The sequence below is a fragment of the Oceaniferula marina genome, from assembly GCF_013391475.1.
In the GTDB taxonomy this organism is placed as follows: domain Bacteria; phylum Verrucomicrobiota; class Verrucomicrobiia; order Verrucomicrobiales; family Akkermansiaceae; genus Oceaniferula; species Oceaniferula marina.
In genome coordinates this window covers 471,094-484,695 of record NZ_JACBAZ010000003.1, presented here as the reverse complement: position 1 = coordinate 484,695, position 13,602 = coordinate 471,094, and the positions used below count along the sequence as shown (strand labels likewise).

Annotated in this window: 13 protein-coding genes; 7 read left to right on the top strand and 6 right to left on the bottom strand. The window is 52.5% G+C overall.

The window, feature by feature from the left end; translation table 11 throughout:
• Window positions 1–121: 121 nt before the first annotated feature.
• A complete protein-coding gene (locus tag HW115_RS09800) occupies window positions 122–817 on the top strand; it encodes a hypothetical protein (RefSeq protein WP_178932441.1) in 696 nt (231 codons plus the stop codon).
• A 73-nt stretch (window positions 818–890) separates the two neighbouring features.
• On the opposite strand, the gene HW115_RS09795 is transcribed toward HW115_RS09800, so the two are convergent.
• A complete protein-coding gene (locus HW115_RS09795; protein WP_178932440.1) occupies window positions 891–1,121 on the bottom strand; it encodes a hypothetical protein in 231 nt (76 codons plus the stop codon).
• Between the two features lie 158 nt (window positions 1,122–1,279).
• On the opposite strand from HW115_RS09795, the gene HW115_RS09790 reads away from it, so the two are divergent.
• Window positions 1,280–2,749 carry a protein adenylyltransferase SelO gene (locus HW115_RS09790; protein WP_178932439.1) on the top strand — a complete coding sequence of 490 codons (1,470 nt, stop codon included), beginning with the start codon at window positions 1,280–1,282 and terminating at the stop codon, window positions 2,747–2,749.
• A gap of 47 nt (window positions 2,750–2,796) precedes the next feature.
• Here the strand turns inward: HW115_RS09790 and HW115_RS09785 are convergent, their stop codons facing one another.
• Window positions 2,797–3,303 (bottom strand): aminoacyl-tRNA deacylase, encoded by a 507-nt coding sequence (locus tag HW115_RS09785; protein ID WP_178932438.1) that lies wholly within the window; start codon window positions 3,301–3,303, stop codon window positions 2,797–2,799.
• Window positions 3,304–3,596: 293 nt separating this feature from the next.
• Between HW115_RS09785 and HW115_RS09780 the strand changes: the two genes are divergently transcribed.
• Entirely contained in the window at window positions 3,597–5,099 is a 1,503-nt protein-coding gene (locus HW115_RS09780; RefSeq protein WP_178932437.1) for a sulfatase family protein, read from the top strand.
• A gap of 8 nt (window positions 5,100–5,107) precedes the next feature.
• On the opposite strand, the gene HW115_RS09775 is transcribed toward HW115_RS09780, so the two are convergent.
• Window positions 5,108–5,281 carry a hypothetical protein gene (locus HW115_RS09775; protein WP_178932436.1) on the bottom strand — a complete coding sequence of 58 codons (174 nt, stop codon included), beginning with the start codon at window positions 5,279–5,281 and terminating at the stop codon, window positions 5,108–5,110.
• A gap of 152 nt (window positions 5,282–5,433) precedes the next feature.
• On the opposite strand from HW115_RS09775, the gene HW115_RS09765 reads away from it, so the two are divergent.
• Both HW115_RS09765 and HW115_RS09760 read left to right on the top strand, forming a co-directional pair.
• Window positions 5,434–6,783, top strand: coding sequence for a C39 family peptidase (locus HW115_RS09765; protein ID WP_227021401.1), 1,350 nt, complete (start codon window positions 5,434–5,436; stop codon window positions 6,781–6,783).
• Window positions 6,784–6,998: 215 nt separating this feature from the next.
• Window positions 6,999–8,261, top strand: coding sequence for an NAD(P)/FAD-dependent oxidoreductase (locus tag HW115_RS09760; protein WP_178932433.1), 1,263 nt, complete (start codon window positions 6,999–7,001; stop codon window positions 8,259–8,261).
• A 118-nt stretch (window positions 8,262–8,379) separates the two neighbouring features.
• On the opposite strand, the gene HW115_RS09755 is transcribed toward HW115_RS09760, so the two are convergent.
• Window positions 8,380–9,126, bottom strand: a complete 747-nt coding sequence (locus tag HW115_RS09755) for an AraC family transcriptional regulator (protein WP_178932432.1) — start codon at window positions 9,124–9,126, stop codon at window positions 8,380–8,382.
• A 69-nt stretch (window positions 9,127–9,195) separates the two neighbouring features.
• Here HW115_RS09755 and HW115_RS09750 point away from each other — a divergent pair, with 69 nt between their 5' ends.
• Both HW115_RS09750 and HW115_RS09745 read left to right on the top strand, forming a co-directional pair.
• On the top strand, window positions 9,196–10,176 hold the full coding sequence (locus HW115_RS09750; RefSeq protein WP_178932431.1) for a proline racemase family protein: 981 nt from the start codon (window positions 9,196–9,198) through the stop codon (window positions 10,174–10,176).
• A gap of 79 nt (window positions 10,177–10,255) precedes the next feature.
• Window positions 10,256–11,815, top strand: coding sequence for an aldehyde dehydrogenase (NADP(+)) (locus HW115_RS09745; RefSeq protein WP_178932430.1), 1,560 nt, complete (start codon window positions 10,256–10,258; stop codon window positions 11,813–11,815).
• A 310-nt stretch (window positions 11,816–12,125) separates the two neighbouring features.
• On the opposite strand, the gene HW115_RS09740 is transcribed toward HW115_RS09745, so the two are convergent.
• A complete protein-coding gene (locus HW115_RS09740) occupies window positions 12,126–12,563 on the bottom strand; it encodes a hypothetical protein (RefSeq protein WP_178932429.1) in 438 nt (145 codons plus the stop codon).
• 108 nt (window positions 12,564–12,671) lie between these two features.
• Window positions 12,672–13,496 carry a hypothetical protein gene (locus HW115_RS09735; RefSeq protein WP_178932428.1) on the bottom strand — a complete coding sequence of 275 codons (825 nt, stop codon included), beginning with the start codon at window positions 13,494–13,496 and terminating at the stop codon, window positions 12,672–12,674.
• Between the last annotated feature and the right edge of the window lie 106 nt (window positions 13,497–13,602).

The window sequence follows — 13,602 nt, the reverse complement described above, 5'->3', positions numbered from 1 at the left end:
GAGTTTGGATCGCTATTTTTTTGTGTGGGCTTGCTCCCGGTAGGCACTCAGGTTTCTGATTTTGACATACAGGAACGAATCCCCTTGAGGTGGCAAGGGGTGAGCCATACTCTGGCGGTCGATGTTTGATGTTTTATTTTCTCATTTCCGTTCTGTTCCCTGCTCGTTCTTAGGTGCTTTGACGGCCTTGGTTTCGGTGACTTGTGTCGATGCCAAGGAGCCCGCCGAGCTGGAAACCATTGCTGAAGTCAAGGTGGTGTATGCTTTGGACAAGAAGGGGAAAAAGCAATCGGGGAAGCTGCGTCTTCAGATGAACAAGGGGGAGCAGGTGATGTTTCTTGGGGATCCGCATAAGAAGGGGACATTTACGCTCACTCTGACCAAACAGGATGGTCGTCTCCAGATTACGTCACTCAACCCGCTCTGCCTCCCCTTGACGTTTGGAGATCCACTGATGTTTCCGGTCGGGCCCTGGAAGATTGTCACCAGTGACTTCAATCGGGATGGCATCAGTGAATTTAATTTGAGTCAGCCGGGTAATAGCTGGGGAAGTCATTACATGTTGTTCACTTTTTCAGACGATGGAAAGGGAAAGGTGCAGGCGGTGAGGTTGGATGACGAGCCCGACGAAAATTACCTCCATCCACAATGTAGCTTGCCATCCACTGATGTCATTCGGGCGACCAAGGAGGGGTTTTGTTTTATGTTTACCGAGCGCGGAAATATTGAGGACGTCGACGTAGACATCCATTACCGTTGGAATAAAAAAAAGAAGTGTTTTGAGGAATGGAAGCGTGTAGCGTGCACTGATGAATGATCCGGATGGCTAACAACTCGTGCGATGGGGGGGATGGTGATGAGTAATACCAGTACTACCATCTGTTTGGCTACTAGGTATAAAAATCCAGCCGGGCATCCGGAGGTATGCTATGTGGTGTGGTTCGGGCGATGATTTCTCTGAGTGGTAGTTTGCCGAGACTTGGGCTGGTGATGTGAGGTTCTACCTTTTTCCGGATATAATCGGCCAGGCAGAGGTGGTTCCGATGGGCCTGGCTTCTGAGTTGCTGGTAGAGATCGCTCGGCAGGGTGATGGTGACTTGCTCTGTGGGTTTTTCCTTCATGATGGGCTGATCATGGCAGCGCACCGTGAAATATTGATGAAAGTCGTGTGAAAAATAGGTGATTGAAGAAGATTGAATAGGGTCGACATTAAACCCGTCCATGAGCAGGGTTCTTTTTTCTTTGCTTCTATCAGCATCAACCAAGATCCCCCCCCAGCATGCCAAGCATCCCTTTTGATAACACTTATGCCCAATTGCCTGAACGGTTTTATGTCAAACAGGCCGCCGCGCAGGTTCCTTCGCCTGATCTGATTCAAATCAACAGGGCGCTGGCAGAAGAACTGTTCATTGATCCTGACTGGCTCCAGTCCCCGGCCGGGATCGGGATGCTTTCAGGGAATGACATGCCGGAAGGAGCTGACCCCTTGGCCCAAGCATATGCAGGGCACCAGTTTGGGGGCTTTGTTCCCGAGCTTGGAGACGGTCGTGCCCTGTTGCTGGGTGAGGTGGTTGCCCGCCACGGGGGGAGGCGAGATATCCAGCTGAAGGGGTCTGGTCTGACGCCGTTTTCACGGGGTGGCGATGGTAAGGCGGCGCTGGGACCTGTGCTTCGTGAGTATCTCCTCAGCGAGGCGATGCATGCGCTCGGGGTGCCGACGACGCGCGCTTTGGCGGCCGTGACGACCGGTGAGCCGGTCTTTCGTCAGGACGGGCCGCTGGCTGGGGCAATTTTTACTCGCGTAGCCGCCAGTCATATCAGGGTGGGGACGTTTCAGTATTTCGCGGCCCAGCGGGATACGGCGGCGGTTCGTGAATTGGCGGATTATGCGATTGCCCGCCATTATCCAGAGTGCCTTGGCACGTCAGGGCAGCCGGTGGCGGCTGCCCCCTATCTGGCATTTTTCCGGGCCGTGATCGAGAGTCAGGCGCAGCTTGTCGCGCATTGGATGGCGCTGGGGTTTATTCACGGCGTGATGAATACCGATAATACATCGATCTCAGGAGAGACCATTGATTACGGCCCCTGTGCCTTTATGGACGCTTTTCATCCGGATTGTGTGTTCAGCTCGATTGATGTGCAGGGTCGCTATGCCTGGGGAAACCAGCCGAATATCGCGTATTGGAATCTGACCCGTTTGGCGGAAACTTTGCTGCCGCTGTTTGACCCGGATCAAGATAAGGCGGTAGCGATGGCCAAACTTGAGTTGGATACCTTTTCAGATCGCTTTTCTGATCTTTATTTCCGTAGATTCCGGGAGAAGTTCGGACTGGCGGATGATGCCCCGGATTCGCTTATCCAGGATGCCTTGTCATTGATGGCGAATCAGTCCGTTGACTACACCTTGTTTTTCCGCCGTCTGACCCAGTGTGCTTCCGGTGAGTCTGGGGGTCTCTTGTCGGACCTATTTGATGACCCCGAGCCATTTGACGAATGGTTTTCCGTTTGGTCCGCCCATGCCTTACCGCACGGTGCCGTGGACAGGATGCGTTCGGCCAATCCGGTGCTTATCCCACGAAACCATCGTGTGGAGCAAGCCATTGCCGCTGCGTATGCGGGTGACTTTTCTGTGTTTCATCGTTTGCTTGGAGTGCTTGCGCACCCATACGACGATCAAGCTGAAAATGAACCGTATGAACGGCCTCCGACTCCTGATGAAGTGGTACATGCAACCTTCTGCGGCACCTGAATGGTCCGATAAATCGGTGATACACAATCCACCGTGAAGCTTGCCGATTAAAGCCGATGTTTGGTTTTGTGCTGTTCAGGAATCGGGTAAAAACGGTCGGTGAAAGAAATCACCTTTGGTTTGACCAGCTGCAGGTAATCTTCCGTCAGCATGGTGATGACTTCGGAGTGGGTGCCCGCGCTAAAGGTGATCCACTTGTCTTCTGCCAGACTACGAGCCACGTAGGTGTGCATGCCATACAGGTTGCCAAAAGGAGGCATGGCTCCGAGCTCACAATCCGGGAACATGTGGCCGAATTCATCTTCATTGGCAATGCGCAGGTTGGCTGTGTGCATGGCCTGAACCATACGGGCGGAGTTGATCCGGTAGTTCGCAGGTAGGACGGTCATGGTCAGGCGTTGTTCCAATCGCATGATGACGACTTTGGCCATTTGCTTGCCTGGAACGTGTGCCATTTCAGCGACTTCCATGGCAGTGAATGCCGGGGAGTGGCTGGTGGTGGTGTATTTGATTTGGTGAGCATCCAGATGCTCTTTCAGGGTTTTGACGATCATGGCTTCTTTGGGGGTTGGTATTTCGAAGCGTCGAATGGGGGCTCAGGGGAGAGATCAAACCAAGCAGCGCCTGTAAAATCCGCCAATGAGACCATTTACACCCTAAGCTATTCTCGACAACAATCAAGATGATTGCGTTGCAAGCCGAGAATGAGAACCGTGGATGAGAGGAACTTCTTTTTTATCGTCTAATTTGACGGCGCTGAGCAAACCCATTGACATCGACGTGGATCTCTCTGAGAAGGGACGTCATTTCAAGCCCCTTCATTCTATCCATCACGCATGTCATGACTATGAATCATTTTAAACTAACATTTATTGCCTTGTCTGTTTCTACATTGGTAGCCGCAGCTGAAACATCAAAACCTAACATTGTTCTTATTCTTGCCGATGATATCGGTTATGGGGATTTTGGTTGTTATGGCTCGAAAAAAATCAAGACCCCGAATATTGATCGGCTCGCCCAGGAGGGAATGCGTTTTACCGATGCCTATGCGGGTGCGGCGACCTGCACTCCGACGCGATTTTCCATGCTGACGGGCAAGCATGCGTGGCGCCAACCGGGGACCGGGATTTTATCTGGTGATGCCCCGCTTTGTATTCCTGAGGGCACATCGACGATTGCCCAGGTAATGAAAAAAGCCGGGTATACCACTGCGGCTATTGGCAAATGGCATCTCGGTATGGGGCGTGAGGGGAAAACCGATTACAATGCTGAGATTGATGCCGGCCCGAATACGCTGGGCTTTGATTATTCGTTTTTGATCCCTGCCACTGGTGACCGGGTGCCTTGCGTCTATGTGGAAGATCACAAGGTGGTGAATCTGGACCCTGCGGACCCGATCAAGGTGAGCTTCAGAGGGAATGTTTTTGATAGCCCGACGGCAAAAACCCACCCGGAGTTGATTCGTCCGACGCATCGTGATCCGGTGCATGAGATTCGGGGTGGCTCGATCGTGAATGGGATCTGCCGGATTGGTTTTATGACCGGAGGTCAGACGGCTTTATGGCAGGATGATTCGATTGCCGATACCATCACGAACAAGGCGGTGCATTTTATCAAGGAAAACAAGGACAAGCCGTTCTTCCTGTATTTTTCCACTCATGATGTCCACGCTCCGATTGCCCCTAACCCTCGCTTTTTGGGAAGCAGTGGATTTGGTCGTCGAGGGGATACGATTCACCAATTTGACTGGTGTGTCGGTGAAATTATGAAAACGCTCGACGAGCAAGGAGTGGCTGACAATACCCTGCTGATTGTCACCAGTGACAATGGTGGCTGTGGTGTTTACGCCGAGCAGGAGAAAGTGTATGGCCAGAAGATTAACGGTCCTTTGCGTGGCTACAAGGTGACGCCGTATGAAGGGGGCATTCGTGAACCTTTTATCGCTCGGTGGCCTGGTGTTATCCCTTCCGGCTCCGTGAGTGAGCAAATCGTTGGTCTGGTCGATTGTTATGCCACGGCTGCCGATATCGTGAAACAGCCACTGGCTGAACAGGATGCGCCTGATAGTGTGAGTTTGCTGCCGGTGTTGACCAATCCAAAGCAAGCGGTGCGTGAGCAGATCATCACCCAGAGCTGGGTTGCCAGTAACCCGGACTGTGCCAAGCAAATCCGGGTGGGCGATTGGAAGCTACTGGTTCCCGGTAAGCGATCCAAGGACCAGGCATTGCAGTTGTATCATCTGAAGGACGATTTGGCCGAACAAAACAACCTGGCAAAAACGCAGCCAGCCAAGGTCAAGGAGCTGATGGAGCGGCTCGAAAAAGCCATCAGTGACGGTCGGACACGATGATTCGAGCTCTATTCAAATTCTGCATTCTGGATGAATTTTTTGACCGGGCGTTTGATGATGTATTTTTCATCGACCACGGCTCCATCTCTGGTGGTGGTTTGCTTGACGACACAGGAGGAGGTCGTTAAGCAGAATGGAGTGACGGTAACAATCAGGAGGCAGAATTTGAAGAAAGCGGTCATGGCGAGATGAAGTGATTCGTCAGCATGTGCTTGGCTGGATCACTGTGTAAAGGCTGGATTTAGGATGCGTACCGGCTTGCATCGCTGTGCTACGGAAAATGGGAACAATTGTTCTTTTCATCATTGGTCTGATTTTATAATAAATCAGCACGATGAAGTATTTCCTCCTTCTGCCTGTTTGTTTGCTCTTTTGTGCCCCGGCTTTCAGTAAAACGAAAGTGAAACCCAAGGCTTTTGAGTTGGAGAGCCTTGTGCTCAACCAGGAGATCTGGTCCATGTCTGTCACGGATTTTGAGAAAAAGCACAAAGCCAATGGCTTTGTATTTATGTCTGCGGCGAAGAAGGATTTACGATCGGAAGGTAAGGGGTTTACCTTGTTCGGGAAGGAAGCAGGGGAAACGGTTCTGCGTTCGGAGAACGGTAAAATCAGTTCGTTGACGGTATCTGTATACAACCGTGGTGATGATGGCGCGATTGGCCTGTCGGCGTTTAATGACCGCCGGAATCACATCATGAACGAGATTTCTACAAAAACCAAAGTGCGCCCAAGAGACATGAGCCAGAGAGGCACTGTCAAGCTGGACCGACAGCTTTGGATGTGGGACAAAAGCGCTTTGCTCTTGGAGAAGAGTATCAGCCGGGATGGGAAAAATGCTGAGTTTCTGCGCTTGCGCATGAAGCCCAAGAATGCGGATAAGGCAAAGATTGCCAATCGCTCATCGCTGAAATCCAATGTAGTCGAGGACCGGGCCAGTGGTGATGTATTTATCGAAGGGGTGCCGATGGTCGATCAGGGGCGTAAGGGATACTGCGCCGTGGCATCGGCTGCGCGTGTTTATCAATATTATGGATTGGAAGTCGACCAACACGAGCTTGCTCAAATTGCGGGCACCGGCCCGGGAAGTGGAACGTCTCTCGGTGAGATGGTCGCCTCATTGAAAAAAGTGACGCGCCACGTCCACTCCAAGGTCTTGGTTCTGTATGAGTATCCAACAGGCTTGGCGGATAAAATGCCGGATGGAAAGAGCTCGTATCAGGATTATGACCGGGTGATTCGCAACTACAACCGGGGGCTCAAGGAGTTTGCCCGCGACGTAAAGAGCTATAATAAAATCGCTAAGAAACAGGGCAAAACAGAATTTCGGGATGATGTCGATGAAGGGGTTGTCAGTCGTCAGCAGCTGAGTAGGGAATGTGATAAAGACATTTACCGCAGTGTGATGGTCAAAAAATCGAGTTATTCACGGTTTAAAAATAAGATTTATACTTATATCGACCAAGGGGTTCCCGTCGGTTGGTGTTTGCAGCTCGGTATGTTTAAGGAGGAAAACCTACCGCAGGCGTTTGGCGGTCACATGCGACTCATCATTGGTTACAACAAGAAAACGGACGAGCTGATTTACACGGATTCCTGGGGTGCCGGGCACGGTAAAAAGCGGATGCCTGTTCCGGATGCCTTTTGTATGACGAGTGCCTTGCTGGCATTGCCTCCGACCAAGTAATCCCATTTGAGTGGTTCGTTTGTCGGAATGGCGGTGCTCGTTTGGCCTTGAGTTCAAGGTGTGACAAAGGTGTTCTCGTGTGCGTGGCGCATGTGGGCGTTACATCGGGGTGTGTGCTAATCGTTCCCTTGGATGATTTGGGTGGACGCCACCTGTGCGGATATCGAGGTGCGGGCTGCACATGTTGACTAGACCCTGATGGTAAGTTGGTTGTCATGAACGCAAAGCACTCCGAACCCGTGATTATCGTAGGTGCAGGTATTATTGGTCTGTGTACGGCATGGCACTGCCTGAGGGCAGGGATGCGCGTCAGTGTGATTGACCGGGCCCCATCTGAGTCTGATGTTTCCGGTTGCTCATACGGAAATGCCGGTATGGTGGTCCCCAGCCATTTTATCCCTTTGGCTGCACCGGGAATCATCGGTAAGGGGATCAAGTGGCTTGCCGACCCTGAGGGTCCGTTTTTTATTCGGCCACGAGCAAGTCTCGACCTGATGCGCTGGGGGAGGCTGTTTACTTCTCATGCAACGGATAAACATGTGATGGCGAGCCGCGAGTTGTTGCGGGATCTGAATTTGGCGAGCCGCCGCCTGTTTCTTGACATGGCAAAACAAATCGGAATCCCTGTGGAGCAACGTGGATTGCTGATGCTGTGTCGGACGGAAAAAGGCATGGAGGAAGAGGCTGAAGTGGCGAAAATGGCGCGTGAGCTTGGAGTGGATGCCGAACTGTGTTCACCCCAGCGCTTGACGGAGTTGGATTCAAAGATCCAGATGGACGTTGTTGGTGGGGTCTGGTTCAAGCAGGATTGCCACCTCGACCCTGCTGCGTTTTTGTCCGCCCTGCGTCGTGAGCTTGAGTCCATGGGGGCAGAGATGATCTACGATGCCGAAGTCTCGGGTCTGGATCGGCAGGGGGATGGTCAGGTTTCCTTGAAGGGTGCGGTTGTGCCTCCGGGCAGTCAAATCCTCTTGTGCTGCGGTGTCTGGACCGATGGTCTGCTAAAAACGATGGGGAAGCGCATGCCCATGCAAGCCGGCAAAGGGTACTCGCTCACATTGAAGTCCCCCAGGGAGCAGCCACAATTGTGCTCGATTTTAGCGGAGGCGAAGGTGGCGGTAACTCCCATGGGTGAGCGGCTTCGATTCGCCGGAACCATGGAAATCTGTGGAGCGGATTTGAGTGTTAATTCCCGCCGAATTCGTGGCATTGTCCGCTCCGCTTGTGAATATTTCCCCTCATTCTCAGAAGAAGATTTTCAAGACACCCCAGCATGGGCAGGCCTTCGTCCATGTTCTCCGGATGGACTTCCATATATTGGGCGTGTTGCAGGATGTTCCAATCTGACGGTGGCAACCGGCCACTCGATGATGGGGCTGAGTATGGGGCCCGTGACCGGGCAGCTGGTCATGGAATCGATGCTTGGCCGTCCTCCTCTGATGGATATTCAAAAGTTGGATCCCATGCGATTTGATTGAGTGCGGGCCAGAGGAAGCTTTTCGCCCACGTGCGCAGTCCAATGAAGGACCGGGGTCATCTCTCCAGTCCTTCGATCAGGATTCAATCAAGGTGTTGTTAGTGTGCTGCTGTGCCGAGCTAGGGGAGTTGCCGGTCACGGTAGGCCTTCGGTGTCAGACCAGTGGTTTGCTTGAACTGCCGGCTGAAGGCTGACTGGTCGGAGTAGCCGCATTCCTGGGCGATGTTAGAAATGGTTTTGCCGGTAGCGGTGAGCATATGGCAGGCCGCATTGACGCGTGTTTTTGTAATCAGCTGACCGGAGGATATTTGATAAATCGAGCGAATGCGTTGATCTAACTGATATACGGAAAGGTCTGCCATTTTCGCCAGATCAGGCAGGCGCAAAGGTTGATCGATGTGATTCCGGATGTATTCTAACACGTCCGAGACGGATGAGAGGTCGTCACTGTGCTCTGTGAAGGTGTGGAGGTCCCGGGTGATGCCGGAGACACCGATGATCAAACGGTTGTTATCGAAGATGGGTTCTTTGTATGTTAGACCCCACCCTTCGTGGCCATCAGGGTAGAGGTGGAGTTCGAGCCGGGCATTGATGCTGCGTGCCATTTTGAGTACTTGTTGATCTTGTTCGGCAAAGGTGGTTCCGAGTGGTGCAGGGAATAACTCGTCTGCTTTTTTGCCGATGATTCCATCTTTGTTCTCTACACCGCATCGTTGGCAGAGGGTTTTGTTGGCAGCGACATAACGGCCTAAGTGGTCTTTGATAAAGAAAGCGATGTCGGGAACCTGGTCAAACAGATGCTCGACGAGAAGAGGGCGGTCCAAACGTTGAAAAAAGGCTTTTCGGATATCAGCTGGGCTACTCATAGGTGTGCGGATTAAAAGGTGGCTTCTGTGGATTCTGACAAGACCCGCATGGTAGAGTAATCAACACCAATGAGCAACCCCGAACAGCCCTTTCTCCGTATTATTGACTCACATACCGGAGGCGAACCAACCCGTGTCGTCACGGCATGGCCGGAGTCTGTTCGGGGGCTGGATGAGGGGTCGCTGATGGAGCGGCGGAAGCTGCTCGAGGAGAAATATGATTGGATACGTAGTGCTTGTATTCACGAGCCACGCGGTCATGAGGCAATGGTAGGTGCCTTGCTTTGCCCACCGGTTAATCCGGAGTGTGTTACGGGGGTGATTTTTTTCAATAACGTGGGGTACTTGAATGGCTGTGTTCATGGAACGATTGGGGTGACCGTTACCCTTGCTCATTTGGGTCGAATAGCGGTGGGGAAACACCGGATTGAAACACCCGTGGGTGAAGTGCTGGCGGAGTGGCATGATGATGGATCGGTGACGGTGACAAACGTGCCGAGTTATCGCTACCGCAGAGGTGTAAGCTTGAATGTGGGGAAATGGGGAAAGGTGACGGGTGATGTTGCCTGGGGGGGGAATTGGTTTTTTCTCGTGGATCGATCGCAAGCCGAGCAGTGCCCGGAAGTCGTTCCTGAGTGTATCGCAGCCTTGACTGAATTTTCTTCAGCCGTTTCCACCGCTTTAAAAGAACAATCGGTGACTGGAGCCGAGGGGATGGAGATTGATCATGTGGAAGTGTTCGGAGATCCGACGCCTGGTATTTCTGACAGCCGTAGTTTTGTGCTTTGCCCGGGTAAGGCCTATGACCGGTCTCCATGTGGAACCGGGACTTCTGCCAAGCTGGCCTGTCTGTTTGCTGACGGCAAGTTGCAGCTCGGTCAGGTCTGGAAGCAGGCAAGTATTTTGAACACCGTTTTTGAGGGGCGGGTGATTGCCGAATCAGATGGGCAAATGACACCGCAAATCTCGGGACATGCCCATGTCAATGGTGAGGCTATTTTCTTTCTTCGGGAAGAGGACCCTTTCCGTTATGGTATCCCGACGCATTAATCCAACAGGGGCATGCATCCACGAATCCCGTGTATTGCCAGAGCCAACAGGAGAACATAACGAATTTATTTTTAACAATATGAAACTTAACGGAACATCGATTATAGGAGCTCGCAGGGGCCAGGGAATTGCCCAGGCTGGTAACAGTATCAACCCGGCGACCAATGAGGAACTCGAGCCGGACTATGTGTCGGCGAGCGACGAGGAACTGGCTTTGGCTGTGCAACTCGCATCAGAGGCATTCCAGACCTTTCGTTCGACCTCAGGGAAGAATAAAGCAACCTTACTGAGAACGATTGCCGATAGGATTGAAGCTTCACTGGATCATTTGGTCGCCCGGATGCCATTGGAAACCGGATTGCCTGAAATGCGGGTTCGTGGTGAGGCAGGCCGGACCTGTGGACAGCTCAGGATGTTTGCTGCCATGCTTGAGGAGGGGTCCTGGGTGGATGCCCGTATTGATCGTGCCCAGCCAGATCGCGAGCCATTGCCGAAAGTGGATACACGCAGTATGATGCGGCCGCTCGGTCCTGTGGCTGTGTTTGCGGCATCCAACTTCCCCCTTGCCTTTTCCACGGCAGGTGGAGATACGGCTTCGGCTTTAGCGGCAGGTTGTCCGGTGATTGTCAAAGCGCATTCGTCCCATAGTGGGACGGCTGAGATTGTGGGGCTGGCGATTCAGCAGGCCGTCGCTGACTGTGGATTACCCGAAGGTGTGTTTTCGTTACTTTATGGCTCGGGTCGGACGGTAGGGCAGGCGTTGGTGACGCATCCATCGATTAAGGCGGTTGGGTTTACCGGTTCTTATGCCGGTGGAAGGGCCTTGATGGATTTGGCTGCGGCACGCCCCGAACCTATCCCGGTTTATGCCGAAATGAGTGCCATTAACCCGGTCGTGATTTTGGCTGAGTTGGCGAAAAGCAAAGGGGATACGCTTGCTGAAGGGTTGTTCCAATCGCTGACTCTCGGCGTAGGCCAGTTTTGCACGAATCCGGGGTTGGTTTTTATCCAGGAAGATGCGGCCCAACACATTACGGGCAAGCTGAGCGAACTCGTATCCGCCAGTGCTAGTGCCACGATGTTGAATGCTGGAATTTGCCAAGCCTACGATCAGGGACTGGAGCATTTGAATCAACATGATCGTGTCGAACTTCTGGCTTCGGGCAGCTGCGGTGGGGCTTTGAACCAGGCCGTGCCGTCTGTGTTCAAGACAACGGCTTCTGATTTTCTTGCTGCCAATGATTTGGCGGAGGAGGTGTTTGGTCCGGCGACTTTGTTGGTTACGTATGGTGATGATCAAGAGCTCGAGGCATTGATGGCATCCTTGGGAGGTCAATTGACAGCCAGTGTGCACGGAACGGATGATGAGCTGCGCCGATTATCCAGCCTGTGTCAATGGATGGAAGCCTGTGCCGGGCGTTTGGTGTTTAACGGTTTTCCAACCGGCGTGGAAGTGTGTGCCAGCATGGTGCATGGAGGGCCATTCCCAGCCACCTCGGACGGCCGGAGTACTTCGGTGGGCACGATGTCGATTTACCGCTTTACCCGTGCTGTTTGCTGGCAGGACTGTCCGGATTTCCTCTTGCCTGACGAATTGAAAGAGAGCAATCCCCTGGGGATTGTGCGTGCCGAAGTGTAAGATACGGTATGAGAGCGTGGTCATGCGTGGTATTTTCACAAATGACATCACATCAAAACAAACAGCCCGCATGCCTCCCTAGGGCACGCGGGCTTTATTGTTCCTCCGGGAGACCCGGAATTTTCCTGCCAGGAAAGGGGGTATATAAAAATGCGAGATGGTCAGTTTAACCGACAGTTGACTATAGTTTTATTAAAAATAAATGTAAAGATGTAATTTATTTAAAAATAAAAGTCCGCACACTGCCCAAACAGCGTGCGGACTCATTTTTCCGGAACTTCTTTCCGGTATGTTTCCTACTCGTGGGGGTTTAAGGCATTCTACGCCTCCACAGTAGGATCAGGCTAATAACCCCCAACGTCGCGGTGCTCGGTTCGGGGACTACGCCAAATTGGCTAAAGTTTTCAATTGTTTCTGTTTGCCCGATCGTAAAATTCGGTGCGGTAATCGTCACGGCATGCTCAACTGGGGCGAGGAGCGGGAAGCTTTCTTGCCACGATTCAATTTCAACACTGCTCTCTGCCAGACCGCAGGAATAGGTAACTTGAACGATATCCACCGGGTCGATGATGGCGATCGGTTGCACCGGAATGGGAACAAATGACCTTTGTTCGACGACGGTGCTTATCTGTGGCTGGTCACACAAGACGGAGATAGCGGCCTGCCCGTTCAATGGGCAGCAAATACTGGCAGCTTGAGCTCCAGTGATTGTGGAAATGGTCCATACGAGCGAGAACCAATATTTCATGAAAGGGGGGATGTTCATCGGGTGATACGGTTGGGGGTCAACGGCGGGGAAGCCGCAATAAACCTACCGCCTGCACGCCATGAGGCGAGCAGGTCGGTGGTAGTGGTTTTATCGGTTTCTACGGCGGAGAATCAGCATCAAGCCAATCAATCCCATTACTCCTGTGCTTGGTTCAGGCAAAGGGTTGGGTCCAGGATCATCGGGGGGAAGTGGCCCCTGGGCACCAGGTGTCCATTCCTCGAATCCAGCATCAGCACCACTGAAAGAGCTGTAGAGAACGATGTATTCGTCATCCTCAACACCCGCAAAATTGATCAGCGGTATGAATACTCCCATGTCAGCAGCTCCACTGCCGCGACCGATTAGGTCGTAATCGAGTAGCACTGAGCTGTCGCCGTCTGGAGTTCCGTCAAGGTCATACAGCAACGTCGTTGCCGCATCGCCTTCCAGTCCTCCAATGTCGCCATGGGACAGGCCTCCCGTGGTCGAGCTGAATATTTTCAGGCTCTCCATGGTAATAGTGCGGCCCTCAACTGTGTTCATCTCATTGGTGTCCAGCAGAAACGGGACGTAGAGCGAACCTTCAATGCTTACCGTGTTGAGTGTGGAGTAGAGCAAATCTCGTGTGAATGGACCTGTTTTGTTGTCCATGACACCGTTGGCACTCGTATTGTATCCTTGCTCGGTTCCCGTTACTTGGATACGCAGAAATACGCCACCAGCATCGCGACCGAATATGCCGGTTCCGGCAGGCTGGGAGTTGTCTACTAAGAAGATGGCACCGTTGATCTCACCTCCAGCGTTTATGCTGGTTGTCAAATCAATGGATACTGCCTCGACGGGTGGACTTAACCAACCGAAGAGGGTGCAGCCTATCGCTAGCGCGTATTTGGCGGCCGCACGTTTATGTGGGGGTTTGGGGGTCATTTTCATGGAGGGGGGTTCCTTCCTTGATTAGAAGTTCCGTGAAATGACTGGATGACCCGAGGGTCTATGTATCTATATGTATGTCTTGAGGGCGGGATCAAAGGGGGGGGTT

Excerpts from the sequence above, each read along its gene's own strand:
- HW115_RS09800 (WP_178932441.1), top strand. The coding sequence starts at position 122 with ATGTTTGATGTTTTATTTTCTCATTTCCGTTCTGTTCCCTGCTCGTTC.
- HW115_RS09795 (WP_178932440.1), bottom strand. The coding sequence starts at position 1,121 with ATGAAGGAAAAACCCACAGAGCAAGTCACCATCACCCTGCCGAGCGAT.
- HW115_RS09790 (WP_178932439.1), top strand. The coding sequence starts at position 1,280 with ATGCCAAGCATCCCTTTTGATAACACTTATGCCCAATTGCCTGAACGG.
- HW115_RS09785 (WP_178932438.1), bottom strand. The coding sequence starts at position 3,303 with ATGATCGTCAAAACCCTGAAAGAGCATCTGGATGCTCACCAAATCAAA.
- HW115_RS09780 (WP_178932437.1), top strand. The coding sequence starts at position 3,597 with ATGAATCATTTTAAACTAACATTTATTGCCTTGTCTGTTTCTACATTG.
- HW115_RS09775 (WP_178932436.1), bottom strand. The coding sequence starts at position 5,281 with ATGACCGCTTTCTTCAAATTCTGCCTCCTGATTGTTACCGTCACTCCA.
- HW115_RS09765 (WP_227021401.1), top strand. The coding sequence starts at position 5,434 with ATGAAGTATTTCCTCCTTCTGCCTGTTTGTTTGCTCTTTTGTGCCCCG.
- HW115_RS09760 (WP_178932433.1), top strand. The coding sequence starts at position 6,999 with ATGAACGCAAAGCACTCCGAACCCGTGATTATCGTAGGTGCAGGTATT.
- HW115_RS09755 (WP_178932432.1), bottom strand. The coding sequence starts at position 9,126 with ATGAGTAGCCCAGCTGATATCCGAAAAGCCTTTTTTCAACGTTTGGAC.
- HW115_RS09750 (WP_178932431.1), top strand. The coding sequence starts at position 9,196 with ATGAGCAACCCCGAACAGCCCTTTCTCCGTATTATTGACTCACATACC.
- HW115_RS09745 (WP_178932430.1), top strand. The coding sequence starts at position 10,256 with ATGAAACTTAACGGAACATCGATTATAGGAGCTCGCAGGGGCCAGGGA.
- HW115_RS09740 (WP_178932429.1), bottom strand. The coding sequence starts at position 12,563 with ATGAAATATTGGTTCTCGCTCGTATGGACCATTTCCACAATCACTGGA.
- HW115_RS09735 (WP_178932428.1), bottom strand. The coding sequence starts at position 13,496 with ATGAAAATGACCCCCAAACCCCCACATAAACGTGCGGCCGCCAAATAC.